This is a genomic window from Rhodanobacter soli (assembly GCF_039523495.1).
Lineage (GTDB): Bacteria > Pseudomonadota > Gammaproteobacteria > Xanthomonadales > Rhodanobacteraceae > Rhodanobacter > Rhodanobacter soli.
The window spans coordinates 2,169,627-2,193,681 of record NZ_BAAAFK010000001.1 but is presented as its reverse complement, the minus strand read 5'-3'; the positions used below and the strand labels follow the sequence as shown (position 1 = coordinate 2,193,681).

The 24,055-nt window shown below is 67.7% G+C and carries 22 protein-coding genes and 3 tRNA genes; 11 read left to right on the top strand and 14 right to left on the bottom strand.

Going from position 1 to position 24,055, the window contains the following annotated elements; all coding sequences use genetic code 11:
- Positions 1–3: 3 nt before the first annotated feature.
- Entirely contained in the window at positions 4–492 is a 489-nt protein-coding gene (locus ABD024_RS10040; protein WP_343852148.1) for a hypothetical protein, read from the top strand.
- A gap of 10 nt (positions 493–502) precedes the next feature.
- On the opposite strand, the gene ABD024_RS10035 is transcribed toward ABD024_RS10040, so the two are convergent.
- Both ABD024_RS10035 and ABD024_RS10030 read right to left on the bottom strand, forming a co-directional pair.
- Complete coding sequence (locus tag ABD024_RS10035; RefSeq protein WP_343852146.1) at positions 503–847, bottom strand: YkgJ family cysteine cluster protein; 345 nt, start codon at positions 845–847, stop codon at positions 503–505.
- Between the two features lie 58 nt (positions 848–905).
- Positions 906–1,496: a DUF1415 domain-containing protein gene (locus tag ABD024_RS10030; protein ID WP_343852144.1), complete on the bottom strand. Its 591-nt coding sequence runs from the start codon at positions 1,494–1,496 to the stop codon at positions 906–908.
- 163 nt (positions 1,497–1,659) lie between these two features.
- Between ABD024_RS10030 and ABD024_RS10025 the strand changes: the two genes are divergently transcribed.
- On the top strand, positions 1,660–3,060 hold the full coding sequence (locus ABD024_RS10025; RefSeq protein WP_343852142.1) for a hypothetical protein: 1,401 nt from the start codon (positions 1,660–1,662) through the stop codon (positions 3,058–3,060).
- A 92-nt stretch (positions 3,061–3,152) separates the two neighbouring features.
- A complete protein-coding gene (locus ABD024_RS10020; RefSeq protein ID WP_343852139.1) occupies positions 3,153–4,712 on the top strand; it encodes a protein adenylyltransferase SelO in 1,560 nt (519 codons plus the stop codon).
- 47 nt (positions 4,713–4,759) lie between these two features.
- Here the strand turns inward: ABD024_RS10020 and ABD024_RS10015 are convergent.
- Positions 4,760–4,836, bottom strand: a tRNA-Arg gene (locus ABD024_RS10015).
- Positions 4,837–4,996: 160 nt separating this feature from the next.
- Between ABD024_RS10015 and amaB the strand changes: the two genes are divergently transcribed.
- From amaB to murB, 6 genes are all read left to right on the top strand, one after another.
- Positions 4,997–6,532 (top strand): L-piperidine-6-carboxylate dehydrogenase, encoded by a 1,536-nt coding sequence (gene amaB, locus ABD024_RS10010; RefSeq protein ID WP_343852137.1) that lies wholly within the window; start codon positions 4,997–4,999, stop codon positions 6,530–6,532.
- A gap of 88 nt (positions 6,533–6,620) precedes the next feature.
- Positions 6,621–6,923 (top strand): DUF4190 domain-containing protein, encoded by a 303-nt coding sequence (locus tag ABD024_RS10005; protein ID WP_343852135.1) that lies wholly within the window; start codon positions 6,621–6,623, stop codon positions 6,921–6,923.
- Positions 6,923–7,687 carry an SDR family NAD(P)-dependent oxidoreductase gene (locus ABD024_RS10000; protein ID WP_343852133.1) on the top strand — a complete coding sequence of 255 codons (765 nt, stop codon included), beginning with the start codon at positions 6,923–6,925 and terminating at the stop codon, positions 7,685–7,687. The genes ABD024_RS10005 and ABD024_RS10000 overlap by 1 nt, the downstream gene beginning before the upstream one ends.
- Complete coding sequence (locus ABD024_RS09995) at positions 7,680–8,459, top strand: class I SAM-dependent methyltransferase (RefSeq protein WP_343852131.1); 780 nt, start codon at positions 7,680–7,682, stop codon at positions 8,457–8,459. The genes ABD024_RS10000 and ABD024_RS09995 overlap by 8 nt, the downstream gene beginning before the upstream one ends.
- A 3-nt stretch (positions 8,460–8,462) precedes the next feature.
- The gene (locus tag ABD024_RS09990) at positions 8,463–9,500 is read left to right on the top strand and encodes a quinone-dependent dihydroorotate dehydrogenase (RefSeq protein WP_343852129.1); all 1,038 of its coding nucleotides are present in this window, start codon (positions 8,463–8,465) and stop codon (positions 9,498–9,500) included.
- A 31-nt stretch (positions 9,501–9,531) separates the two neighbouring features.
- A complete protein-coding gene (gene murB / locus ABD024_RS09985) occupies positions 9,532–10,560 on the top strand; it encodes a UDP-N-acetylmuramate dehydrogenase (protein ID WP_343854626.1) in 1,029 nt (342 codons plus the stop codon).
- Positions 10,561–10,636: 76 nt separating this feature from the next.
- On the opposite strand, the gene ABD024_RS09980 is transcribed toward murB, so the two are convergent.
- Positions 10,637–11,881 (bottom strand): MFS transporter, encoded by a 1,245-nt coding sequence (locus tag ABD024_RS09980; RefSeq protein ID WP_343852127.1) that lies wholly within the window; start codon positions 11,879–11,881, stop codon positions 10,637–10,639.
- Positions 11,882–12,126: 245 nt separating this feature from the next.
- Between ABD024_RS09980 and ppk1 the strand changes: the two genes are divergently transcribed.
- Positions 12,127–14,292, top strand: coding sequence for a polyphosphate kinase 1 (gene ppk1, locus ABD024_RS09975; protein ID WP_343852125.1), 2,166 nt, complete (start codon positions 12,127–12,129; stop codon positions 14,290–14,292).
- Positions 14,293–14,366: 74 nt separating this feature from the next.
- On the opposite strand, the gene ABD024_RS09970 is transcribed toward ppk1, so the two are convergent.
- Together ABD024_RS09970 and rnd are read right to left on the bottom strand one after the other, a co-directional pair.
- Positions 14,367–14,442, bottom strand: a tRNA-Ala gene (locus ABD024_RS09970).
- A gap of 68 nt (positions 14,443–14,510) precedes the next feature.
- Complete coding sequence (gene rnd / locus ABD024_RS09965) at positions 14,511–15,626, bottom strand: ribonuclease D (protein ID WP_343852123.1); 1,116 nt, start codon at positions 15,624–15,626, stop codon at positions 14,511–14,513.
- Positions 15,627–15,724: 98 nt separating this feature from the next.
- On the opposite strand from rnd, the gene ABD024_RS09960 reads away from it, so the two are divergent.
- Positions 15,725–17,662 carry an SUMF1/EgtB/PvdO family nonheme iron enzyme gene (locus ABD024_RS09960; protein WP_343852121.1) on the top strand — a complete coding sequence of 646 codons (1,938 nt, stop codon included), beginning with the start codon at positions 15,725–15,727 and terminating at the stop codon, positions 17,660–17,662.
- 43 nt (positions 17,663–17,705) lie between these two features.
- Here ABD024_RS09960 and ABD024_RS09955 read toward each other — a convergent pair.
- From ABD024_RS09955 to ccmE, 8 genes are all read right to left on the bottom strand, one after another.
- Positions 17,706–17,791: transfer RNA gene (locus ABD024_RS09955), tRNA-Leu, on the bottom strand.
- Positions 17,792–17,818: 27 nt separating this feature from the next.
- Entirely contained in the window at positions 17,819–18,400 is a 582-nt protein-coding gene (locus tag ABD024_RS09950; protein ID WP_343852119.1) for a cysteine dioxygenase family protein, read from the bottom strand.
- A 48-nt stretch (positions 18,401–18,448) separates the two neighbouring features.
- Entirely contained in the window at positions 18,449–19,558 is a 1,110-nt protein-coding gene (metX, locus tag ABD024_RS09945) for a homoserine O-acetyltransferase MetX (RefSeq protein ID WP_343852117.1), read from the bottom strand.
- Positions 19,559–19,560: 2 nt separating this feature from the next.
- On the bottom strand, positions 19,561–20,613 hold the full coding sequence (locus ABD024_RS09940) for a tetratricopeptide repeat protein (protein ID WP_343852115.1): 1,053 nt from the start codon (positions 20,611–20,613) through the stop codon (positions 19,561–19,563).
- The gene (locus tag ABD024_RS09935; RefSeq protein WP_343854622.1) at positions 20,610–21,056 is read right to left on the bottom strand and encodes a cytochrome c-type biogenesis protein; all 447 of its coding nucleotides are present in this window, start codon (positions 21,054–21,056) and stop codon (positions 20,610–20,612) included. The genes ABD024_RS09940 and ABD024_RS09935 overlap by 4 nt, the downstream gene beginning before the upstream one ends.
- The gene (locus ABD024_RS09930) at positions 21,056–21,598 is read right to left on the bottom strand and encodes a DsbE family thiol:disulfide interchange protein (RefSeq protein WP_343852113.1); all 543 of its coding nucleotides are present in this window, start codon (positions 21,596–21,598) and stop codon (positions 21,056–21,058) included. Before ABD024_RS09930 ends, ABD024_RS09935 begins: the two co-directional genes overlap by 1 nt.
- The gene (locus ABD024_RS09925) at positions 21,595–23,580 is read right to left on the bottom strand and encodes a heme lyase CcmF/NrfE family subunit (protein WP_343852111.1); all 1,986 of its coding nucleotides are present in this window, start codon (positions 23,578–23,580) and stop codon (positions 21,595–21,597) included. Before ABD024_RS09925 ends, ABD024_RS09930 begins: the two co-directional genes overlap by 4 nt.
- Complete coding sequence (gene ccmE / locus ABD024_RS09920) at positions 23,577–24,047, bottom strand: cytochrome c maturation protein CcmE (protein ID WP_343852109.1); 471 nt, start codon at positions 24,045–24,047, stop codon at positions 23,577–23,579. Before ccmE ends, ABD024_RS09925 begins: the two co-directional genes overlap by 4 nt.
- Between the last annotated feature and the right edge of the window lie 8 nt (positions 24,048–24,055).

Here is a 24,055-nt window from a genome sequence, read left to right as displayed (position 1 = left end):
GTCGTGCTGCGTTACTTGCTCGGTGCATGTGTTGGCGTGCTAACCCTTGTTGTGCAACCTGTCATCGCGAAAGAGGGCGCCGCAAACTGCCCAAGACTGAGTTTTGAACGCAGGCAAGTCATCCCGCTGCAGGATTTTGGGCGTTTGGCCGTGGACGTGAAGTCCACCGAAGGCGGTGCCGGAACCGTCATCTTCAGGTTCTTCGATGTGGAAGATCGTCCGAGCCGCGGTGGCGCACACGCGGTGGGGCTGGTCTATGCCCGGATGGGGGACTTGGGCGAAACGCCGGTGGGCGGCTACCTCTGGGCGACGGGTGCCGCCGAGGTCGAAGTGGCTGGGTCGACCATTGAAGAAGGGGATGGCAAGACGGCATCCATGACGTTCACGATTCGCCGGAACCCACTCGGGTGCCCGGTAGCGTCATCCACGTTCACGTTGAAACCGGATGGGAGGTTTTACGTGGACGGGACCCTGAACGGTACGGTCAGGTGAGTTGCTCCAACTACAGCATATGCACGGCCGTGGGAATCGTCGCACCGAACCACTTGTGTCGTTCATCGCGACAGCTCGGGCTGCCCATCGCGAACTTGCGGCAGATGGTGGGGCGGTCTTCGTAGATGGTGCAGCCGAAGGTGTGCGGATCGACCGCGGCGCACCAGCCATCCTCGCCCTTGGCCAGGGTTTCCATGCCGTTTTCGTCGCGGGCGATCAGCCACGTCGGCACATGATCTTCAGGCATCAGCACGACGGTGAGGCGACAGCACACGGCTTCGCAGGTCGTGCATTGCACGCTCGGGTCGACGCTTTCGGCGTAGGGATCGGGGGCGCTGGAGTAGGGGATATTCACTCGTCAGCATGACAGCTTCGCCACGCGCGAGTGTGAATCTGCCGTTGCGCGCAGCGCGTCAGCCGGCGTCGTCGCGCCATAGTGCCTGCCAGCCTTCCGGGCCAAGCCGACGCAGGGTTTCCATGTTGCGACGGTAGATGCTGTCGGTGTCGCTCATCGAATCCATCGCGCGCTCGATGCTGGATTCGCGCAGCAGGTGCAGCGTGGGATACGGCGAGCGGTTGCTGAGGTTCTCGACGTCGTCCGGCGCGGTGTCGGCGAACTGGTAGTGGGGATGGAAGCTGGCCACCTGCCATTCGCCCTCCAGCCCCAGCGTCTGCACGGCGGCGTCGGCCACGTCGAGGAAGTCGTTGTAGTCGAGGAAGTCGCCGAGCACGAATGGGTGGATCAGCAGGCCGGTCTCGCACTCGTCAGGAGTCATCGCGTTGAGCGACTGCAGTTCGCCGCAGAGGTCGTCGAGCAGCGTATCGGTGTCGCGCGCATGGCTGATCCGCAGGCGCAACTTGCCCTGCACATGCGGCGCGCGGGCGAACGGGCACAGGTTCAGCCCGATCACCGCGCGCTCCAGCCAGCGCGTGGTGGCGGCGAGGTAGGGCGCGTCCTCGGGCAGCGCGTCGGCGTTGAGGTGGTCGGCAGACGTCGGGTTCATGCGGTTTTCGCAGAGGGTGCGGCAGCCGACTATAGCGGCTGACTGGCGCACCGGCCCGTGCACACCGTGCCGATGTTTCGCGGACAAGGTGTGCGGTTTGCGTCGGGTTCGTGCGAGAACGTCCTGGCGCCGATACGGGAATCGGCTTCGCAAACCTGATTTAATGGCGACCCCCGACACGGGGAGCTCGCCGCCCCGACCCCACCGGATCGGCGGCGGCCGCGCCTTTGAACAGGATTCGCTCGTGGATGGTTTGACCCCAACGACTGCAGATACCTTGCACGGCGAGAGCCACGGGTACTCCGAAGTCGATGGTTGCCTGGCCGCGCCCGGCGATACGTGCGATGTGCCGGCGTGGGAACAAGCCCCTGCTGAAGCGGGCACGGCAGCGGGCTCGGGCAAGCCCACGGACTCCGTGACCGTGCGTGGCGCCCCTCGGGAACCGGGCCGGGTGTATTTGATGGCGCCGGCGCGCTGGAAATCAGGAGACTCGTCGGCCCGTCGCCGGCCGGTCGCCCCGGCCGTCCTGATGCCGGCACCTGCCCAGTGGATCCGTTCACGGGTCGTGCGCAGCCGGTTGCCCCCGAGCGCACCGCACCCGGCAGCGGAGCGCTGGCTGCTGCCTCCTGCATGGCCGCTGGATGGATGGCACGTGACCGCAGTCGCCGGTTTGCGCCGGCTCGTCGACGCCCGGATCGTGCCGTGGGCGCGGGCACGTATGCCGTCGTGGCTTGGATGGGCGAGGGCGCATTGGCGCCGGCTTGCGGCAGGCGTCGCCATGGGCGCCATCGCGGGCGCTGCCCTGGTGTTGCTGCGCTCCGGCATGCTGCATCCCGGCGCGGGATCAACGCCGGTCAGGGCGGTGGTTGCCGCATCGGCAGGGCCAGCATCTGTCATGCGTGCACCGTCCTTGCCGGCCAGGCCTGCGCCAATGTCGGCTCCGGCAAGCGCGCCAACGGTGGCGTCGGCCGTTCGCTCCGGGCCGGCGGAAACCGGTCGCAAGCTGTTGTCCGACGTCAGCACGATGGACCTGATGATGCCGATCGCGGAGCCCGATCTGGACATCCGCTCGCAGCACAGCCTGTGGTCGCAGGTCGGCAAGGCCTCCGGCGTCGACCCGCTGCTGCTGTACAGCATCGCCCTGGTGGAATCGAAGGCGTTGTATCCGGATGGCAAGGTTGCGCCCACGCCGTGGCTGTTCCGCGTCGACGATCATCTGGTGCGCGGCGACCGCCACGACGTGCAACTGGCGATGGCGGCGGCGAGTCAGTTCGGTGGGGCGGCGGTGCAGGACGTCGGCATCATGCAGGTCTACTACCCGATGCACCGCGATGCCGTGCGCGATCCGCTGACGCTGCTGAATCCGCACACGAATATCAGCGTCGCGGCGAAAATCCTGCGCGACGGCATGCGGCAGACGCCCGACCGGGTCCTTGGCGTGGGTTACTACCACAGTCACACGCCGGCCCTGGCCAGGAATTACGGCACCGCCGTGCTGACCGTCTACCAGCGCCTGAAGGCGATCCATCGTCCGGCGCACCGCGGGCAAGCCGTGGCGCGCTAGCCGTTGGGAGAAGGCGGGTCGCACACCATGATCCGGCCTTGCATCGCGCCGATGGCGCCCGGATATAGGCTGCAGTCCCGCGAGGCACCCTGATGTTCGATCTTCGTTTCGACAATGCGTTCGTGCGCGAGCTGCCCGGTGATCCGGAGCAGGGCGCGCGACTGCGCCAGGTCGGCGGCGCGCTGTACTCGCGGGTCGACCCCACGCCGGTGGCGGCGCCGCGGCTGCTGGCGCATTCGGCCGAGATGGCGACGACGCTCGGCTTCAGCGCAGCGGACGTGGCCACGCCCGAGTTCGCGCAACTGTTCGGCGGCAATGTCGTGCTCGACGGCATGCAGCCGTATGCGGCGAACTACGGCGGGCACCAGTTCGGCAACTGGGCCGGACAACTCGGCGACGGTCGCGCGATTTCGCTGGGCGAAGTCATCAACGCCGCCGGCGAACGCTGGGAGCTGCAGCTGAAGGGCGCCGGGCTGACGCCGTATTCGCGCGGCGCGGATGGCCGCGCGGTGCTGCGCTCGTCGGTACGCGAGTTCCTGTGCAGCGAGGCGATGCACCACCTGGGCGTGCCGACCACGCGCGCGTTGTGCCTGATCGACACCGGCGAAGCGGTCGTGCGCGACATGTTCTACGACGGCCACGCCGCGCCGGAACCGGGTGCGATCGTGTGCCGCGTGGCGCCGTCGTTCATCCGCTTCGGCAATTTCGAACTGCCCACCTCGCGCGGCGACATTGCGTTGCTGCGCCAGCTGGTCGAGTTCACCATCCGCCGCGATTTCCCGGAGCTCGGCGGGGAAGGCGAGGCGCTGTATGCGGCGTGGTTCACCCAAGTGTGCGAGCGCACCGCCACGATGGTGGCGCACTGGATGCGCGTGGGTTTCGTGCACGGCGTGATGAACACCGACAACATGTCCATCCTTAGCCTCACCATCGACTACGGCCCGTACGGCTGGGTCGACAACTACGATCCGGACTGGACGCCGAACACCACCGACGCGCAGCGCCGTCGCTACCGTTTCGGCCAGCAGCCGAACGTGGCGCGGTGGAATCTCAGCTGCCTGGCCGGTGCGCTGGCGCCGCTGTTCGATGGCGTTGCGTCGCTGGAAGCCGGGCTGCAGCATTACGCCGCCGTGTATGCCGCCGCCGACCGCGCCAATATCGCCGCCAAGCTGGGCCTGGCCGAATGCCGCGACGACGACGTGGCGCTGATGCAGTCGCTGCAGGCGCTGATGCAGCAGGCCGAGATCGACATGACGCTGTGGTTCCGTGCGCTGGCCGATGTGGACGTGCAGGCGCCCACGCTGGCGCCGTTCGGCGAAGCGTTCTACGACGAGGCGAAGCGGCGCGAGGCCGAGCCGGCGCTCGACGGCTGGCTGGCCCGTTATGCGGCGCGGCTGGCCGACGATCCGCTGGCGCTGGCCCAGCGCCGCGAGCGGATGCGCCTGGCGAACCCGCGCTACGTGCTGCGCAACTACCTGGCGCAGCAGGCGATCGACCGCGCGGAGCAGGGTGACCCCCACGGTATCGCCGAGCTGCTCGAGGTGATGCGCCACCCTTACGACGACCAGCCCGGTCGCGAGGCGTTCGCGCAGAAGCGCCCGGACTGGGTGCGGCACAAGGCCGGTTGCTCGATGCTGTCGTGCAGCTCGTGAGCCTGAAGGCACGAAGGCCGGCATGGCCGGCCCTCGCGTTAGGGAACTGGTGCCCTCGAGACGATTCGAACGTCCGACCTGCCCCTTAGGAGGGGGCCGCTCTATCCAACTGAGCTACGAGGGCAGCGGCGGGATTTTCGCATGGATCACGCGGCGGTGCGATTGCGTTGTTCTCCCCCCGCTGCAAGCCAAAGCGGGAGCCACGCCCGCCGCCCCTGCTAGAATGGGCAATTACCGCTTTCCCTTCACGGTGCCCGCAAGCGCCGCAAGTCCAGGAGACATCCATGTCCCATGCAATCCTCAATGCGCTTGGCCTCGCCGGCGAGCAGTCCGGCAGCTACCTCGGCCAGGGCGAGTGGTCGAAGACCACCGACGCGGGCGCGCTGCAGCCGGTGAACCCGGCTACCGGCGACGTGCTCGGTACCGTGCATGCGTCCAGTGCCGCCGATTACGCGGTGATCGTCAAGCGCGCGCAGGAAGCGTTCAAGGTGTGGCGCACCACCCCGGCACCGCGTCGCGGCGAAGCCGTGCGGCTGTGCGGTGAAGCGCTGCGCAAGCACAAGGATGCGCTCGGTTCGCTGGTCGCGCTGGAGATGGGCAAGATCAAGCCCGAGGGCGACGGCGAAGTGCAGGAGATGATCGACATCGCCGATTTCGCGGTGGGCCAGAGCCGCATGATGTACGGCGCCACGATGCACTCGGAGCGCCCGGGCCATCGCATGTACGACCAGTACCATCCGCTCGGCTTGGTCGGCATCATCAGCGCGTTCAACTTCCCGGTCGCGGTGTGGGCGTGGAACGCCATGCTCGCCACCATCGCCGGTGACATCTGCATCTGGAAGCCGTCGCCGAAGACGCCGCTGTCGGCGATTGCCACCATGAAGATCTGCAACGAGGCGTTGAAGGCCGGCGGCTTCCCCGACCTGTTCTTCCTGTTCAACGACGCCGGCAGCGACCTGGCGCAGGCCTTCGTCGACGACAAGCGCATCGCGCTGATCAGCTTCACCGGCTCGACCAAGGTCGGTCGCATGGTCGGCGAGCGCGTGGCGCAGCGCATGGGCCGCTCGCTGCTGGAACTGGGCGGCAACAACGCGATCATCCTGGACGAGACGGCCGACCTGAAGCTGGCGATCCCGGGCATCGTGTTCGGCGCCGTCGGTACCGCCGGCCAGCGCTGCACCACCACGCGCCGGTTGTTCGTGCACGAGTCGATCTTCGACGGCGTGCTCGACACCCTGGTCAAGGCGTACCAGCAGGTCGAGGGCAAGATCGGTGATCCGACGCTCGCCACCACGCTGATGGGGCCGCTGAACAGCCAGGAAGCGGTACAGGGATTCCTCAACGCCGTCGAGAAGGCCAAGGCCGCCGGCGGCAACGTGCGCACCGGCGGCAAGGCGCTGACCGAGCGCAAGGGCAACTTCGTGCTGCCGACCATCATCACCGGCATCGCGAACACGCATGAAGTCGTGCAGACCGAGACGTTCGCGCCGATCCTCTACGTGATGCCGTTCAAGACGCTGGACGAGGCGATCGACATGCAGAACGACGTGCCGCAGGGCCTGTCCTCGTCGATCTTCACCAACAACCTGCGCTCGGCCGAGCAATTCCTGTCGGCGGCCGGTTCGGACTGCGGCATTGCCAACGTCAACATCGGCACCAGCGGCGCGGAGATCGGTGGTGCGTTCGGCGGCGAGAAGGAAACCGGCGGCGGTCGCGAATCGGGTTCGGACGCCTGGAAGGTCTACATGCGCCGGCAGACCAATACCATCAACTACTCCGACGCGTTGCCGCTGGCACAAGGCATCAAGTTCGACTTCTGATGAACCGGCCGCGGGCGGTTCGCTGCCCGCGGCCGACGGCAATGCATGACGGCGCTGATCCACCACCTCGACATGAGCGAGCGATCCGATGAGCTACCAACCGTCCTACCGTCCGGGCACCGGCACCAGTTCGCTGGCCGTGGTGAGCCTGGTGTTCGGCATCCTGGCCTGGTGCGTGCTGCCGTTCGTGGGCGCAATCGTGGCGATCATCTGCGGCCACCTGGCGCGCGGCGAGATCCGCCGCAGTCCGCCCGATGCCCGCACCGAGGGCGACGGCATGGCCGTGGCCGGGCTGGTGCTCGGCTACGTGCAACTGTTGCTGGGCGTGCTGCTGATGTTCGTGGTCATCGCTGCACTGATCTTCGGTTTCGCCTTATCGAACTGGCATTGATGCCGCGCACGCCTTTCGATTTCCACGGGTATCGTGTCGTCGTCGCCGGCGGCAGCCGCGGCATCGGCCGCAGCATCGCGCTGGGCTTCGCCGAAGCCGGCGCAGCGGTGTCGATCTGTGCACGTGGCATCGCGGCGCTGGAGGAGACCCGCCAGGCGCTGGCCGCCCACGGCGCGCCGGCGCATGCGCAGAGCTGCGACTTGGCCGATGCCCGCGCCATCGACGCCTATGTGGCAGAGGCGTCTGCCGCGCTCGGCGGCATCGACGTGCTGGTCAACAACGCCAGCGGCTACGGTTTCGACGACAGCGACGAGGCGTGGAGCGCCGGCTTCAACGTGGACCTGATGGCCGCAGTACGCGCGTCGCGTGTGGCCTTGCCGCACCTGAAGGCCTCGCCGCACGGATGCATCCTGCACACCAGTTCGATCGCTGCGTTCCGCCCGCGCGCGAACGGCGCGGCGTATGCGGCGGTGAAGGCGGCGCTGAGCCAGTACACCACCTCGCAGGCACTGGCACTGGCGGAACATCGCATCCGCGTCAATGCGATCGCGCCGGGTTCGATCGCGTTTGCCGATGGCCTGTGGGAGCGCCGCAAGCTGGAACAGCCGGAGCTCTACCGCGCCACCCTGGCGAAGATCCCGTTCGGCCGCTTCGGCACGCCGGAAGAGGTCGCCCACGCCGCGCTGTTCCTGGCCTCGCCGTGGGCGGGCTGGATCACCGGCCACACCCTGGTCGTCGATGGCGGACAGATGCTCCATGGCTGACGAGAGCGCTTCCCTGCCATCCACCGCGCGCTTCAGCGACCGCGTCGACGATTACGTGCGCTACCGGCCGGACTATCCGGCAGCGTTGCTGGACTGGCTGCAGCGCGAGCAGGGCGTGGACAGCAACTGGCGAGTGGCGGACATAGGCGCGGGTACCGGCATCTCCTCGAAGCTGTTCCTCGACGCCGGCTATCGGGTGACCGCCGTGGAGCCGAATGCGCCGATGCGCACCGCCGCGGAACACTGGCTGCAGGCGTACGCGGGCTTCGATGCGGTCGACGGCGGCGCCGACGCCACCGGCTTGCCCGGTGCCAGCGTGGATCTGGTCACCGTGGCGCAGGCGTTCCACTGGTTCGACGAGGACGCGGCGCGGCGCGAGTTCGCGCGCATCCTGCGCCCGCGCGGACTGGCAGCGATCTGGTGGAACTCGCGCCGACTCGCCGGCACCCGATTCCTGGAAGGTTACGAGGCGCTGCTGCTGGCCTATGGCACCGACTACACCAGCGTGGCCGAGCGCTATGCCGACGACGCGCGCATGCGCGCCTGGTTCGGCGCCGGCTTCCGCGGCGCGGCCCGTTTCGAACACGCGCAGCAGCTGGATTTCGAGGCCTTGCGCGGGCGCCTGATGTCGTCGTCGTATGCGCCCAAGGCCGGCGATCCCCGGCACGAACCGATGCTGCGCGCGCTGCGCGAACTGTTCGACAGCTGTGCCGAAAACGGCACGGTAAGCTTCGATTACGACACCCGCATTTTCGCGGGTCACCTGGCCTGATCCATGTACGACATCCTGCGCCCGCTGCTGTTCAAGCTCGATGCCGAGGCCGCGCATCGCGCCACCCTGTATGCGTTGGGCGTGGCCCAGCGCAGCGGTTTTTCCCAGTGGATCGCCAAGCCGCCGGCGGACCTGCCGACCAAGGTGTTCGGCATCACCTTTCCGAATCCGGTCGGGCTCGCTGCCGGCCTGGACAAGAATGCCGAACATCTGGACGCGCTCGATGCGCTGGGTTTCGGTTTCATCGAGGTCGGCACGGTGACGCCGAAGCCGCAACCGGGCAACGACCGGCCGCGCCTGTTCCGGTTGCCGCGGCACGAGGCGATCATCAACCGCATGGGCTTCAACAACGCCGGCGTCGACGCGCTGGTGCGCAACGTGCAGCAGTCCAGCTACCACGGCGTGCTCGGCATCAACATCGGCAAGAACAAGGACACGCCGAACGAGAAGGCGGTCAGCGACTATCTGCTCTGCCTGACCCGCGTGTACGAGTTGGCCAGCTATGTCACGGTGAATATTTCCTCGCCGAACACCCAGGGCCTGCGCGACTTGCAGGAAGAAGCCACGCTGCGCCGCTTCATCTCGGTGCTGCGCGAGGCACAGGAGCGGCTCGGTTCGCAGCACGGACGGCGCAAGCCGATGCTGCTGAAGATCGCGCCGGACCTTTCCGAAGCGGAGCTCGACGCGATCGCCGAGGTGCTGCTGCATACCGGCATCGACGGGGTGATCTGCACCAACACCACGATCGACCATGCGGCGGTGGCCGACGACCCGCACGGCAACGAAGTCGGCGGGTTGTCCGGCAAGCCGCTGTTCGACCGTTCCACCGCGGTGCTGTCCGGCATGCACCGGCGTCTGCAAGGCCGCATTCCGCTGGTCGGCGTGGGCGGCATCCTCGACGGCAGCGATGCCGCCGAGAAGATGGAGATGGGTGCGTCGCTGGTGCAGCTTTACTCGGGCCTGATCTATCGCGGGCCGCAGCTGGTCGCCGAGTGCGTCAATGAAATCCGCCGTCAGCGCGAGGCCGCCGATGTCGCTTGAACCCACCCCCATGCCCGCGGAGCGCATAGATATGGGCGGTTACACGCTCACCGAAAACGCCTCGCTGGCGACGCGCAACACGTTGCGCGTCGACGCACGGGCGAAGCTGCTGGCCGAGATCCGCGATGCCAGCAAGCTGCCTGAACTGCTCGACTTCCCCGCGGTGCGCAACGGGCGCCTCCTGGTGCTGGGCGAGGGCAGCAACCTGCTGTTCACCGGCGACTTCGACGGCACCGTGCTGGCGATGGCCACCCGCGGCGTGCAGGTGGAGAGCGACGGCGCCAGTGCGCGCATCGCAGTGGCCGCCGGCGAACGCTGGGACGACTTCGTGCGCTGGACCCTGGGCCAGGGCTACGCCGGCCTGGAGAACCTGATCCTGATTCCCGGCACCGTCGGCGCCGCGCCGATCCAGAACATCGGCGCCTACGGCTGCGAAGTGGCCGAGTTCGTCGAGAGCGTCGAGGCGTGGGATACGCGCGAACGTCGCGTGGTGACGCTGGACCAAGCCACCTGCGCGTTCGCCTATCGCGACTCGCTGTTCAAGCACGAGCCGGGCCGCTACATCGTCACCGCCGTACGCTTCGTGCTGCCGCGCAGCCGTGCGCTGCGCACCGATTACGCCGGCATCGCCGAAGAGCTGGCGCGCATGGGTGTGGACAAGCCCGCGCCGTTCCATGTCGCCGAGGCGGTGGTGCATCTGCGCACGCGCAAGCTGCCCGATCCCGCGGTGATCGGCAACGCCGGCAGCTTCTTCAAGAACCCAATCGTCGACGCCGCGCTGGCCGATGCGCTGAAGCGCGGACATCCCGACCTCGCTGCCTGGCCGCAGCCCGACGGCCGCTGCAAGGTGTCCGCCGCATGGATGATCGAGGCCGCCGGTCTCAAGGGTGTGCGCGAAGGCGACGCCGGTATTTCGAATCGGCATGCGCTGGTGCTGGTGAATCACGGCAAGGCGAGCGGGCCGCAACTGTGGGCACTGGCACAGCGGGTGATTGCAGATGTCGAAGCGAAATTCGGTGTGCGGCTGGAGCCGGAACCGGTCGTGATCGACCCCGTGTAGGAGCCCGCTCGCGGGCGATGCTCTTGCTCTTTGATGGAGCCGGGAGCATCGCCCGCCAGCGGGCTCCTGCGAAAAATCATGCGCGAACCGGGCGTTCCAGATTCGGCAGGAACACCGTGATCAGCCCCATCAGCGGCAGGTACGCGCACAGCCGGTAGACGTATTCGATTCCGTGCACGTCGGCCAGTCCGCCGAGCACGGCGGCGCCGATGCCGCCCATGCCGAAGGCCAGCCCGAAGAACAGCCCCGAGATCATCCCGACGCGGCCGGGCAGCAATTCCTGCGCGTAGACCAGAATCGCCGAGAACGCCGAGGCCAGCACCAGGCCGATGACCACCGTCAGCGCGCCAGTCCACATCAGGTTCGCGTGCGGCAGCAGCAGGGTGAACGGCGCCACGCCGAGGATGGACACCCAGATCACCCACTTGCGTCCGATCCGGTCGCCGACCGGGCCGCCGATCAGCGAGCCGGCGGCCACCGCGAACAGGAACACGAACAGGTGCACCTGCGCGCTCTGCACCGACACGCCGAATTTGTGGATCAGGTAGAAGGTGTAATAGCTGCTGAGACTGGCCAGGTAGAAATACTTGGAGAAGATCAGCAGGCCGAGGATCGCCAGCGCGCCGATGATCTGCTTGCGCGACAGCGCCACCGCCGCGAGGTGCCGCGCCGCCGACTTGCCGTGAGTGATGTGATGGTGGCTGTACCAGCGGCCCACTTGCAGCAACACCACGATCGCCAGCAACGCGGCGAGCGAAAACCACGCCACGCTGCCGCGCCCGTGCGGCACGATGATCCACGCGGCCAGCAGCGGCCCCAGCGACGAGCCGGTGTTGCCGCCGACCTGGAACAGCGACTGCGCCAGGCCGTGCCGCCCACCGGATGCCATCCGTGCCACCCGCGAGGATTCGGGGTGGAACACCGACGAGCCGGTGCCGACCAGCGCGGCGGCCAGCAGCAGCACCGGAAAGTTCGGCGCGGTGGCAAGCAGCAGCAGGCCACACAGGGTGAAGCCCATGCCGACCGGCAGCGAGTACGGCATCGGCCGGCGATCGGTGACCGTGCCGACCAGCGGTTGCAGCAGCGAGGCGGTGAGCTGGTAGGTCAGCGTGATCAGGCCGACCTGCGCAAAGCTGAGATGGAAGTCGTGCTTCAGGATCGGGTAGATCGCCAGGATCAGCGACTGGATCATGTCGTTGAGCATGTGCGCGAAGCTGATCCCGCCGAGCACCGCGAACTGGGTGCGCTCCGTGGCGGGTGTTCCGATCGGCGACGGAATGGCGGCAGGAGACAGCGGGGCGCTTTCGATGCGGGTCTGCATGGGGCGTTCGATGGACAGGGCGGGCGCAGCGGCAGGACCGATGGGGAGCGTCAACCATAGGGCAAACGCCTATCGGCCCGCATGTGCCGATCGTTCGGCCGCGGGTGCAAGTGTCATCCTGCGGTCAGCAAAATGCCGCAGGCTGAGCAATGCCTGACCCGCTGCCGGCGCGCCGGCCCGGCCCCGTCCGCGGCGGGCTACCATGCAGGAATGCCATATCCACCTTTGCCGGACCCGGTGTACCGATGAACAGCCGCCTGATTCGCGAGACCTTGCCGAGCGACGCTGCCGCGCCCGCCGCCAACGATGCCGCACCGTCGACACCCGAGCCGGACCTCAGCGACAGCCGGCTGTACATCCATCGCGAGCTGTCGCAGCTGCAGTTCAACATCCGCGTGCTGGACCAGGCACTGGACGAACGCACGCCGCTGCTGGAGCGGCTGAAGTTCCTGCTGATCTTCTCCGCGAACATGGACGAGTTCTTCGAGATCCGGGTGGCCGGGCTGAAGGGCCAGATCGCGCTGGACCACGAGATGATCGGCCCGGACGGCATCCCGCCCAAGCGTGCGCTGGCCGAGATCAGCGATATCGCGCACCGGCAGATCGCACGGCAGTACGCAATCCTCAACGAGCGCATCCTGCCGGAGCTGGCCACGCAGGGCATCCGCATCGTGCGGCGCACGCAGTGGACGCACAAGCAGAAGCTGTGGGTGCGCCGTTATTTCCGCGAGGAAGTGGCCCCGCTGGTCACCCCGATCGGGCTCGACCCGACCCATCCGTTCCCGCTGCTGGTCAACAAGAGCCTCAACTTCATCGTGCGGCTGGATGGCGTGGATGCGTTCGGCCGCGACTCCGGCCTGGCCATCGTGCCGGCGCCGCGGGTGCTGCCGCGGCTGATCCGCATGCCGCTGGAAATCTGCGAGGGTGGCGACAACTACGTGCTGCTGTCCTCGATCCTCCACGCCCATGCGGAGGAACTGTTCCCCGGCATGCAGGTGCTTGGCTGCTACCAGTTCCGGCTGACCCGCAACGCCGACCTCACGCTCGACCCCGAGGACGTCGAGGACCTGGCGCTGGCGTTGCGCGGCGAGCTGTATTCGCGCCGCTTCGGCGACGCGGTGCGGCTGGAGGTGGCCGACAACTGCCCGAAGGATCTGACCGACCACCTGCTCAAGCAGTTCGGCCTCGCCGAGTCCGAACTGTATGAAGTGAACGGTCCGGTGAACCTGGCGCGACTGTTCCGCATCGCCAACAACGTGAGCTATCCGCAACTGCAATACCCACCGTTCACGCCGGTGCTGCCGAAGGCGTTGCTGCACGCCGAAGACCTGTTCGAGGTGATCGGCAAACAGGACGTGCTGTTGCTGCACCCGTACGAGTCGTTCGCGCCGGTGGTCGACCTGCTGCGCCAGGCGGCGAAGGACCCGCAGGTGCTGGCGATCAAGCAGACGCTGTACCGCACTAACGCGAATTCGGAGATTGTCGACGCGCTGGTCGATGCCGCCCGCGCCGGCAAGGAAGTGACCGCGGTGGTCGAACTGCGCGCGCGCTTCGACGAGGAATCCAACCTCACGCTTGCCTCGCGCCTGCAGCAGGCCGGCGCGATGGTGATCTACGGCGTGGTCGGCATCAAGACGCACGCCAAGCTGGTGTTGATCCAGCGCCGCGAGGGCAGCGAGCTGGTGCGTTACGCCCATCTCGGCACCGGCAACTACCACACCGGCAATGCCCGCCTGTACACCGACTACAGCCTGCTCACCTCCGACGAGGCGTTGTGCGAAGACGTGCACAAGCTGTTCAGCCAGCTCACCGGCATGGGCAAGGTGCTGCACATGAAGAAGCTGCTGCATGCGCCGTTCACGCTGAAGAAGGCCTTGCTGGAACTGATCGCGCAGGAGACCGTGCACGCCGCTGCCGGCAAGCCGGCGCAGATCATCCTCAAGGTCAACGCGCTGACCGAGCCGAAGATCATCCGCGCGCTGTACAAGGCCAGCATCGCCGGCGTGCAGGTGGACCTGATCGTGCGCGGCATCTGCTGCCTGCGTCCCGGCGTGGCCGGCGTCTCCGAAAACATCCGCGTGCGTTCGATCATCGGCCGCTTCCTCGAACACAGCCGCGCCTACTGGTTTGCCAACGACGGCGAGCCGCAGTTGTACCTGTCCAGCGCCGACCTGATGGAACGCAACCTGGACCGCCGCGTTGAAACCGCGTTCCCGATCGAGGGCAAGAAGCTGCAGCACCGCGTGCGCAACACCCTGCAGCGGTACCTCGACGACAACGTCGGCGCGTCACTGTTGCAGGCGGATGGCGAATATCTGCATTCGGCACCCGCCGATAACGAGGCCGTCCATGATGTGCAGGCCGAGCTGATGGAGAAGCTGTGCGGGGCGGGGGCCGGCAGCGCGCACTGAGTGAGGTAATCGCGGCTTTCTGTACACGCGAAAAAGCCGGCGCAAGGCCGGCTTTCCGTCGATCGTAAAATCCGTGGTGGAGCGGATGGGGATCGAACCCACGACCTCCACGATGCGAACGTGGCGCTCTCCCAGCTGAGCTACCGCCCCACGGAAGCCGCGAATATTAGCAGCGTGTGCCGGTTTTCGCCAAGCCCTGCGTGCGGTTCCGGTCGGGATCAGCCGGGCAGCAGGTTGGCCAGGCGGTCGTGCAGCACGTCGCGGCGCCAGCCTTCGAGGAAGTCGGGCCACTCGGCGGTGACCACGTATTCCTCCAGCACCTTGCGCGGGCACAGCAGGCCGGGCGGCAAGTCGAGTTCGCCGGCGAGGCTGTCGATCAGCTGTTTCATGTCGCCGAGGGCTTTCTTCGCCTCGCCTTGCGGATGGCCGGGGATGCGCGCGGTGGCGGCGATTTCCTCGGCGCTGATCGCGGGTGCCAGCAGTTCGAGCAGCTCGCTGCGCTGGGCGGCACGCAGCGCGCGCTGGCCGCGACTGCGCTGTTCGAGATCGCCAAGGCTGGCCGGCGGCTGTTGCGCGAGGCTCAGCGCCAGGGTGTCGTCGAGTAGCCAGGGGCGCGGCACGTCGAGGCGGCGCGCGCTGCGGTCGCGCCACAGCAGCAGGCGGCGCAGCAGAGCCTGTTGCGCGACCGGCCAGTCGGCGGCGCCACGCAGCGCGCGTTGCGGCTGCGGGTCGCCGTCGCGGTGGCTGGCGCGCTGCTTCAGGCGTGCGCAATCCTCGGCATGCCACGCGCTGCGGTCGCGCTGCTGCAGGCGTTCGGCCAGCTGTTCGTGGATGGTTTTCAGGTATACAACGTCCAGCGCGGCATAGCTGCGCTGCGAATCGGTGAGCGGGCGTTGCAGCCAGTCCGAGCGGGTCTCGCCCTTGTCCAGGTCCACCCCGGTCAGTTCGGTGACCAGTGCGCGGTAGCTCATGCCCAAGCCCATGCCGGCGAAGGCGGCGGCGATCTGGGTGTCGAACAACTGGTGCGGGCCGTCCGGCAGCAACGGCGCGAGGGTTTCGAGGTCCTCGCCGGCGCTGTGCATGATGGTGACCGCCGGACCGGCGCCGAGCGACGGCTGCAACGCGGCGCCGATGTCGAACGCGAGCGGGTCGATCAAGGCGTAGCGTCCGTTCCAGCCCAGCTGCAGCAGCGCCAGTTGCGGATAGAACGTGTTGCGACGCATGAACTCGGTATCCAGGCCGACGGCGGCGTCGGCGGGTATCGCAGCCAGCCATGCCTGCAGTGCGTCGGGGCGGTCGATCCAGTCGGCGGCAGCGGTTTCGGGCAGTGACATCGGTACTCCTTGAAAGACGCCGGGCGGATTGCCCTGCCGGCGGTTTGTGCCTATGGTGAGCAGCGCACGATAACAGGCCGCACCAAGGACGCCCATCTATGCCGAACAACGCAACCCTGCGCCGTCAGCGCACTCTCGGTGGGGCGTTCGGGGTGATCGTGCTGGGGTTCGCGCTGACGTACCACTTCTTTCCGCGACTGTTTCATGTCAATCCGATTCAGGCACCGCGCCGTTCGATGTCGCTGGGTGCCGCCACGCCGGGCAGCGGCCTGCAGCCGGAGCGGGTGTCGGCGATCAGCGAACTCAACGCCGGGCCACCGCTGACGCTGGCGCCGACAGCGGTGATTGCCGCGCGCAAAAGCAAGAACGCGAACCTGCCCGAGCAGTTGAGCGCGGACCCGCCCGAGGTGCAGGCGCTGCTGGAGCGGGCGACCAAGGCGTTGCATGCCGGCCAGCTGGTCGGCGACGGGAACAGCGCTGCGGCGTTGTTCCAGCAGGCGCTGAAGGACAAGCCGGACAGCCGTCGCGCGGTGCAGGGCCTGTTCGACGTGCGCGCGCGGCTGGTGGCGGAGACCGACCAGGATATCGCGGTGGGCGACGTCGACGCGGCGCGGGACCTGCTCGACGCGTTGCGCACGCTGCCGAATGCCGAAGCGGAAGTGACCCAGCTGGAGGCGAGCCTGAAGATCCTGGAGAAGGTGCGGCCGATGCTGGCGAAGGCGGCCGGCCTGCTGCAACAGGGCAAGGCCGACCGGCCCGCCGGTGGCAGTGCGCTGGACCTGTACCGCGAGGTGCAGACACTCGACCCGCAGAATGCGGTGGCCGAGCAGGGCATCTTCCAGGTGCAGCGTGCGGTGCTCGACCGCGCGCTGGCGGCGGTGGCGCAGAACGATTTTGCCGGCGCCGATCGCGAGCTGGCCACGGCGCAGGCGATCCGCCCCGGCTCGCAGCAGATGCGCGACGTGCACAAGCGCGTGGACGACATGCGCGAGCAGCGCGCGAGCGGCATGCTGGCGCAGGCGCACTCGGCACTGGACGCCGGCAATGTCGGGTTGGCGACGAAGCTGGCGGCGCAGGTGCGGGCGATCGCCCCGGATCTGGCGGCGCTGGCGGCGTTCGACGAACAGCTGACCAATGCACGCCTGTATGCCAGCTACAAGCCGGGCCAGCTATTCACCGACCGCTACGTCGACTTGCCGGGCAAGGCGCCGACGATGGTGGTGATTCCCACCGGCAGTTTCCAGATGGGCGTATCCGCTGCCGACGAGGACCGCGTCGACGCCGCGCAGCCACAGCATACGGTCACCGTCAGCAAGGGTTTCGCGATGGCACGGACGGCGGTGACGGTGGCGGAGTTCCGCGAATTCGTGCGCGCCAGCGGCTACGTGCCCGACTCGGTCAAGCTCGGCGGCGCCAGCGTGTACGACGAGCGCAGCGGCGCGCTGCACGACGATTCGAATGCGACCTGGCAGGACGATTACGCCGGTCGCAAGGCCGACGACAGGCTGCCGGTGGTGAACGTTTCGTGGAACGACGCCAAGGCGTATGCCGACTGGCTCGGCCAGCGCACCGGCAAGACCTACCGGCTGCCCAGCGAGGCCGAGTTCGAGTACGCGTTGCGCGGTGGCACCGGCACCCGATACTGGTGGGGTGACGGCATGCCGCCCCGTCCGGTGGAGAACCTGACCGGTTCCGGCGACCGCTCGCGCAGCGGCCGACGCTGGAGCCATGCCTTCCGCAATTACCGCGACGGTTACTGGGGGCCGGCACCGGTGATGAGCTTCGCCGCGAACCCGTTCGGCTTGTATGACATCAACGGCAACGTGTCCGAGTGGACGCAGGATTGCTGGCACGACAACTATGTCCGTGCGCCAAACGATGGCAGCGCCTGGATCAACCCGGGCTGCCGTTCCCGCGTGGTGCGCGGCGGCTCGTGGGGCAGCTCGCCGGACCAGGTGGACTCGGCCTACCGCCAGGGCGCCGACGGTGACCTGCGCAGCGGCCGCGTGGGTTTTCGCGTGGTGCGGGAGTTGTAGGCGGACATGAAAAACCCCGCGCAAGGCGGGGTTTTCATTGCATTGGTACCGGTGAGAGGACTCGAACCTCCACTGTGTCACCACAAGCGGATTTTGAGTCCGCCGCGTCTACCATTCCGCCACACCGGCATGTGCGAGCAGGGGATTATGCCGGGTTCAGTGCACGCGGTCGAGTCCCAGCTGGCGCACGTCGCGGCCGTACCAGCGGTCTTCCGGCAGCGGCTGGAACACCGAGCAGCGGAGCATCGGGCCGGAATAGATGTGCAGGCTGACGGTGACCGCGCTGTCGCTGGGATTGCGGATGCTGTGGTATTCGTGCGGCGGGATCAGGCTGCCGGCCGAGCCGGCGCCGGCCTGGATCGAGCCTACCGGCTGGAAGCAGTAGCGCTGCGCGTCGTGTTCCAGCAGTTCGTACTGCACGATTTCCAGCGCGCCGTTCCACACGCCTTCGACGCACCACATGCCGTCGTGGTCGTGGATCGGCGTGCCCTGGCCCGGCCCCCAAGTCATCGCCACCACGCAGTAGCCGTACTGCTCGCTGCGGTACAGCTCGCGGCGGGCGTAGTGCTCGGGGTTCGCCTCGAACACGCAGTCGGGCAGGGTCACCGCATTCTCGCGGATCAGCTTGCACAGGCTGTTGCGCAGGCTGTCGGTGAGTTCGTGGGTGGTCGGCTTGACCACGGCGGCGTCGATCGCGTCGATCAGGGTGCGGCTGCCGGGGAAATCCAGGGTAAGCATGATGGTCTCGGGTGGCGCGGGAAGCTGCCTAGCTTAGCAGCGCGGACGTCAGGCGGCCGCCAGTCGGTTCAGGAAGCCGCCGATGGCGCGGCTGTAGTTGTCGATGTCGACCAGGAACGCGTCGTGGCCCTGCGGCGAATCCAGCGCCACGAATTCCACCCGGGCGCCGGCGGCCTGCAGACCTTCGGCGATCTGTTCCTGCTGCTGCAGCGGGAACAGGATGTCGGTGCTGACGCCGATCACCATCGCCTGCTCGATGCGGATGCGCTTGAGTCCTTCCAGCACGCTGCCATGGCCGTATTCGGCGATGTCGAACCAGTCGCTGGCGCGCGACAGGTAGAGGTAGCTGTTCGGATCGAAGTGGCGCACGAAGCGCTGGGCGTGGCCTTCCAGGTACGACTCGACCTGGAACTCGCGGCCGAACGGCTCGTCCTCGCGCTGCTCGGGATCGAGCCGGATCCGCGCGAAGCGGCCGTTCCATTCCATCGCCGAGCGATAGGTGATCACGCCGAGCTTGCGCGCGATGCTCATGCCGATGTCGGGGTAGCTGGTGTCGTCGTAGCGGCCCTCGTTCCAGTGCGGATCGAGCCGGATCGCCTCACGCTGCAGCGAGCGGATCGCGATCGCGAACGGCTGTGCCTGCGGCGCGGTATCCACGCTGATGTGCGCGCGCACGCTGTGCGGGTGCAGCAGCATGTAGGCCAGCGCGCTCATGCCGCCCATCGAGCAGCCGATCAGGCAGGCCAGCTGGCTGATGCCGAGGCTGCTGGCGACGCCATGCGCGGCGTTGGCAACGTCTTCCAGCGCCAGTTCGGGAAACGCCAGCCGGTACGGCTCGCCGCTGGCCGGGTCAATCGAGGCGGGGCAGGTCGAGCCCTTGTCGCTACCCAGCGAATTCACGCAGATCACGAACCAGCGCGTGGTGTCGATCGCCTTGCCGGGACCGACCATGCCTTCCCACCAGCCCGGCGCGGGATCTTCCTCGCACGAGGTCATGTGCGCGCTGGGCGACAGGCCGGTGAGCACCAGCACGGCGTTGTCGCGCGCCGCGTTCAAGGTACCCCAGGTTTCGTAGGCGACGTGCGCGCCGTGCAATTCGCCGCCGCGCTTCATCGGGAACGGCGAGGGCAGGGCGAAATAGCGGCGCGCGTCGCCCACGGTCAATGCACCTTGTCGATGCTGATCTTGACCGGCGTCTTGCGCTCCACCGCGACCACGCCGGCGTCGCCTTCCAGGTCGCCGGGCTGGGCAACCGGCTGGCCGCTGTGGCTGATCCGTGCGCCGACGAAGACGCGCTCGACCGAGGACAGCTTGAACGCCGGCGTCATCGCCATCGCATCGGTCAGCGTGACGGTGGTGGGCAACTGGGCAGGATCGAGCTTGGCCACCGCCAGTGGCATCGGGGGTCCGTTCTCCGCGCGGGCGTAGACGAACAAGGCATCGCCGGGGGCGAGCTTGTCCTTGAGCGCCGGTGCCAGCGTTACCTGCACCTGCAACGTAGCGCCCTGCGGGGCAGCGGCGGCACTGCTCGACGCGGCGGCGGGGGGTGCGCCACCGGCACGGGCGTCGGCCACGGTAATCTGTTCAGCGACGGCCTTGGCCACGTTCGAGCCCGGCTCCAGCTGCGGCTGCAGCAGGCGCCAGGTGGCGGCGGCCTCGCGGTACTCGCCGCGCTGGAAGTTGCCGATGCCGAGCAGCCACAGGCCACGCTGGCTGTCCGGATGCAATTGCACGGCGCGCTTGAGCAGCTCCAGTCCGCGACCCTCGATGCGATGGTCGCCGCGCGTCATCGAGTCGTTCTCGGCCCAGCCGATCATCGCTTCGGCGTTGTTCGGGGCGAGCTTCAGCGCGTGGTCGAACGCGTCGCGTGCCTCGGCCGGCTGGCGCAGCATGCTGCTGGTCTGGGCCAGCAGCATCCAGCCCTGCAGGTCGTCCGGTTGCTGTTGCAGATGCGTGCGCAATTCGGCGAGTGCCTGCTGCATGCTGATCGGCGCAGCGGCCGCGGCGGTCACCCCGTTCAATGCGGCCGGCGTGCCCACCAGCAGATACAGCGCGCCGGTGCCCAGCGGCAGCACGAGCGCGATCAGCAGGGTCACGGCGAATACGCCACGCGAGCGGCCGGACTTGCGGCCCTGGCGCACCAGCGGCAGCAACAGCACGGCCAGCGCTACCGCGACCATCGCGGCGGCGGCAATCAAAAAAGCGGTCTTCACCAGTCGTCCCCGTTGTCGGTCGGTGCTTCAGTGGCGGTACTGCCGATGCGGCTGCGCTTGCGGATCGCCACGAGCACCACGCCGGCGCCGCCGAGCAGGATCAGCAGCGGGCCGAACCATAGCAGCCAGGTACCCGGCGTCAGCGGCGGGTCGTACAGCACGAATTTGGAATAGCGCGCGACCAGGTACTGCTTGATCTCCTCGTCGCTCTTGCCTTGCTGCATCATCTGGAAGATCTGGTTGCGCAGGTCGCGCGCGATCGGCGCGTTGGAATCGGCCAGCGTCTCGTTCTGGCACATCGGGCAACGCAGCTGGTGGGTGAGCTGCTGGAAGCGCAACTCCTGGGCGTGGTCCTTGAACGGCATCGGCTCGATCGCCTGTGCGTGCGCGACGCCGGCAAACGTGAGCAATGCCACGAACAGCACCTGCAGGAGCAGCCGCATCACGGCGCCTCCTTCAGCATCGCCGCGATCGCCGGTTTCAGTTCCTTCGCCATCACGTCGGGCGTCAACGGGCCGATGTGCTTGTAGCGGATCACGCCCTTGGCATCGATCAGGAAGCTCTCCGGCGCGCCGTACACGCCGAAGTCGATGGCGGTCTGACCCGGCTCGTCGGCGATCAGCAGGTCGTACGGATTGCCGTGTTTCGCCAGCCAGCCCTTGGCGTCGTCCGGCGCGTCCTTGTAGTTGTAACCAACCAGCTGCACGCCCAGGGTCGGGCCTTCGGCGGTCAGCACCGGGTGTTCCACACCGCATTCGATGCACCAGCTGGCGAACACGTTGAGCAGGTAGGGCTTGCCCAGCAAGTCGGCCTTGCTGACCATCTGGGTCGGCTCATACAGCTTGGGCAGGTTGAACGCGGGCGCCGGCTTGTCCAGCAGCGGCGTCGGGATCGCATTCGGGTCGTGCTGGGTGTTCCACCAGATGCCGAAGCCGAATAGTCCCACCAGCAGCATGAAACCGATGAACGGAAGCAGGCGACTCATGCGCGCGTTTCCTGTATCTGCAGGCCGTCGGCAGCTTCGGCGCCGGCTTCGGCCCTGGCGCTGCGCTTGATGCGGAAGCGCTTGTCGGTGGCGCAGACCAGGCCGCCCAGCATCATCAGCAGGCCGCCGGCCCAGATCCAGCGGATGAACGGCTTGTAGTACAGCCGCAGCGCCCAGGCGCCCTCGATGTCGTTCGCGTCCATCGGCTCGCCCAGCGCCACGTAGAGGTCGCGGGTGATGCCGGCGTCCACCGCGGATTCGGTCTGCACCTGGCCGCGCGGGTAGGTGCGCTTCTGCGGGTGCATCACGGTGGTCTCATTGCCGTTGCGGGTGACCGTAACCACGCCCTGGTCGGCGGTCCAGTTCGGCCCGGTCGTGTGGTGCACGCCGTCGAAGCGGAAGTCGTAGTTGCCGATGTGCTGGGTCTCGCCCGGCGCCATGCGCACGTCGCGGGTCACGCTGAGCGACTCGGACAACAGCACGCCGGCCACGAACACGCCTACGCCCAGGTGCGCCAGCAGCATGCCGGCCATCTCGGCCGGGTAACGGCGGCCGCGCGGCATCTCGCGCCAGCGCTTGAGCGCGTACAGCAGCACGCCGACGGTGAGCCAGACCAGCGCTGCCACGCCGGCAATCGCCTTGGGCTGGCCGTCGACGAAGAACGCCGCCACGATCGCGCAGGCTGCCGCGGCGATGCCGGCACGCAGCAGCAATTGCTTCAGCACCGGCGTGTCACCCTTGCCCCAGCGCAGGAACGGGCCGAACGGCAGCAACAGCACCACCGGCAGCATGAGCAGCGGGAACAGGAAGCCGAAATAGGGCGGCCCGACCGAGATCCGGCCCAGGTTCAGCGCATCGCCGATCAGCGGGAACAGCGTGCCCAGCAGCACCATCGCCGCGGCCACTGCGAACATCAGGTTGCTGATCAGCAGCGCGGTTTCACGCGATACCACCTTGAACGACTTGCCGCCGAGCACCTTCGGTGCGCGCAGCGCGTACAGCAGCAGCGAGCCGCCGACCACGATGGTCAGGAAGGCCAGGATGAACACGCCGCGGCGCGGATCGGAGGCGAACGCATGCACCGAGGTGAGCACGCCCGAGCGCACCAGGAAGGTACCGAGCAGGGACAGCGAGAACGCGAAGATCGACAGCAGGATCGTCCACGCGCGCAGCGAGCCGCGCTTCTCGGTGACCGCCTGCGCGTGGATCAGCGCCACGCCGACCAGCCACGGCATGAAGCTGGCGTTCTCGACCGGATCCCAGAACCACCAGCCGCCCCAGCCCAGTTCGGCATACGCCCACCAGCTGCCGGCAACGATGCCGCAGGTGAGGAAGGCCCAGGCGACGTTCGTCCACGGCCGCGCCCAGCGCACCCACGCCTGCTCCAGCTCGCCGCCGAGCAGGGCGGCGATCGAGAACGCGAACGCCACCGAGAAACCGACGTAACCCATGTACAGCATCGGCGGATGGAAGGTCATGCCCGGGTCCTGCAGCACCGGGTTGAGATCCGCGCCGTCGCCCGGCATCGGCAGCAGCCGCCCGAACGGGTTGGAAGTGAAGATGATGAAGGCGAGGAAGCCCACCGCGATCAGGCCCATCACCGCGATCACGCGCGAGGCGAACACCTCGGGCAGCTTCTGGCTGAACGCGGCCAGCGCCACCGTCCACACGTTGAGGATCAGGATCCACAGCAGCAACGAACCCTCGTGCGCGCCCCACACCGCGGCGATGCGGTAGTACCAGGGCAATGCCAGGTTCGAGTTGTCGGCCACGTACTGCACGGAGAAGTCGAAGCGCAGGAACGCCCAGGCCAGGATGCCGAAGGCCATGGCGACGAACACCGCCTGACCGGCCGCAGCCGGGCGCGCCACTGCCATCAGCGCGCGATTGCCGCGCCACGCGCCGACCAGCGGCAGGACGCTCTGCGCCAGCGCCAGCAGCATGGCGAGGATCAACGCGAGTTGGCCGAGTTCGGGGGTCATGGCATCTTGTCCTGCGCCGCGGCGGCTTCTTCAACCTGCTTCCCTTCGTGCGCCTTCGCCATGGCGTCCTTCAGCTCCTTCGGCATGTAGGTCTCGTCATGCTTGGCCAGCACTTCGGTGGCGACGAAGCGGGCGCCGTCCATGTGGCCGGTGGCGATCACCGACTGGTTGTCGCGGAACAGGTCGGGCAGGATGCCGGTGTACTCCACCGGCATCGCGCCACCGGCGTCGACCACGGTGAAGGTGACCTTGAGCGAGTCGCTCGAGCGCTGGATCGAACCGGCCTTGACCATGCCGCCGAGCCGGAACGTGTTGTAGCTGGCCGCCTCGCCCGACTGCACCTGGCTCGGGGTGAGCAGGTAGTTCATGTTGTTCTGCAGCGCCAGCACGACCAGCACGGCCGCGACGGCGGCCGCGGCGAGGATCGACAGCACGATGGTGAGTCGGCGTTTGCGGGTGGGGTTCATGGGCATGT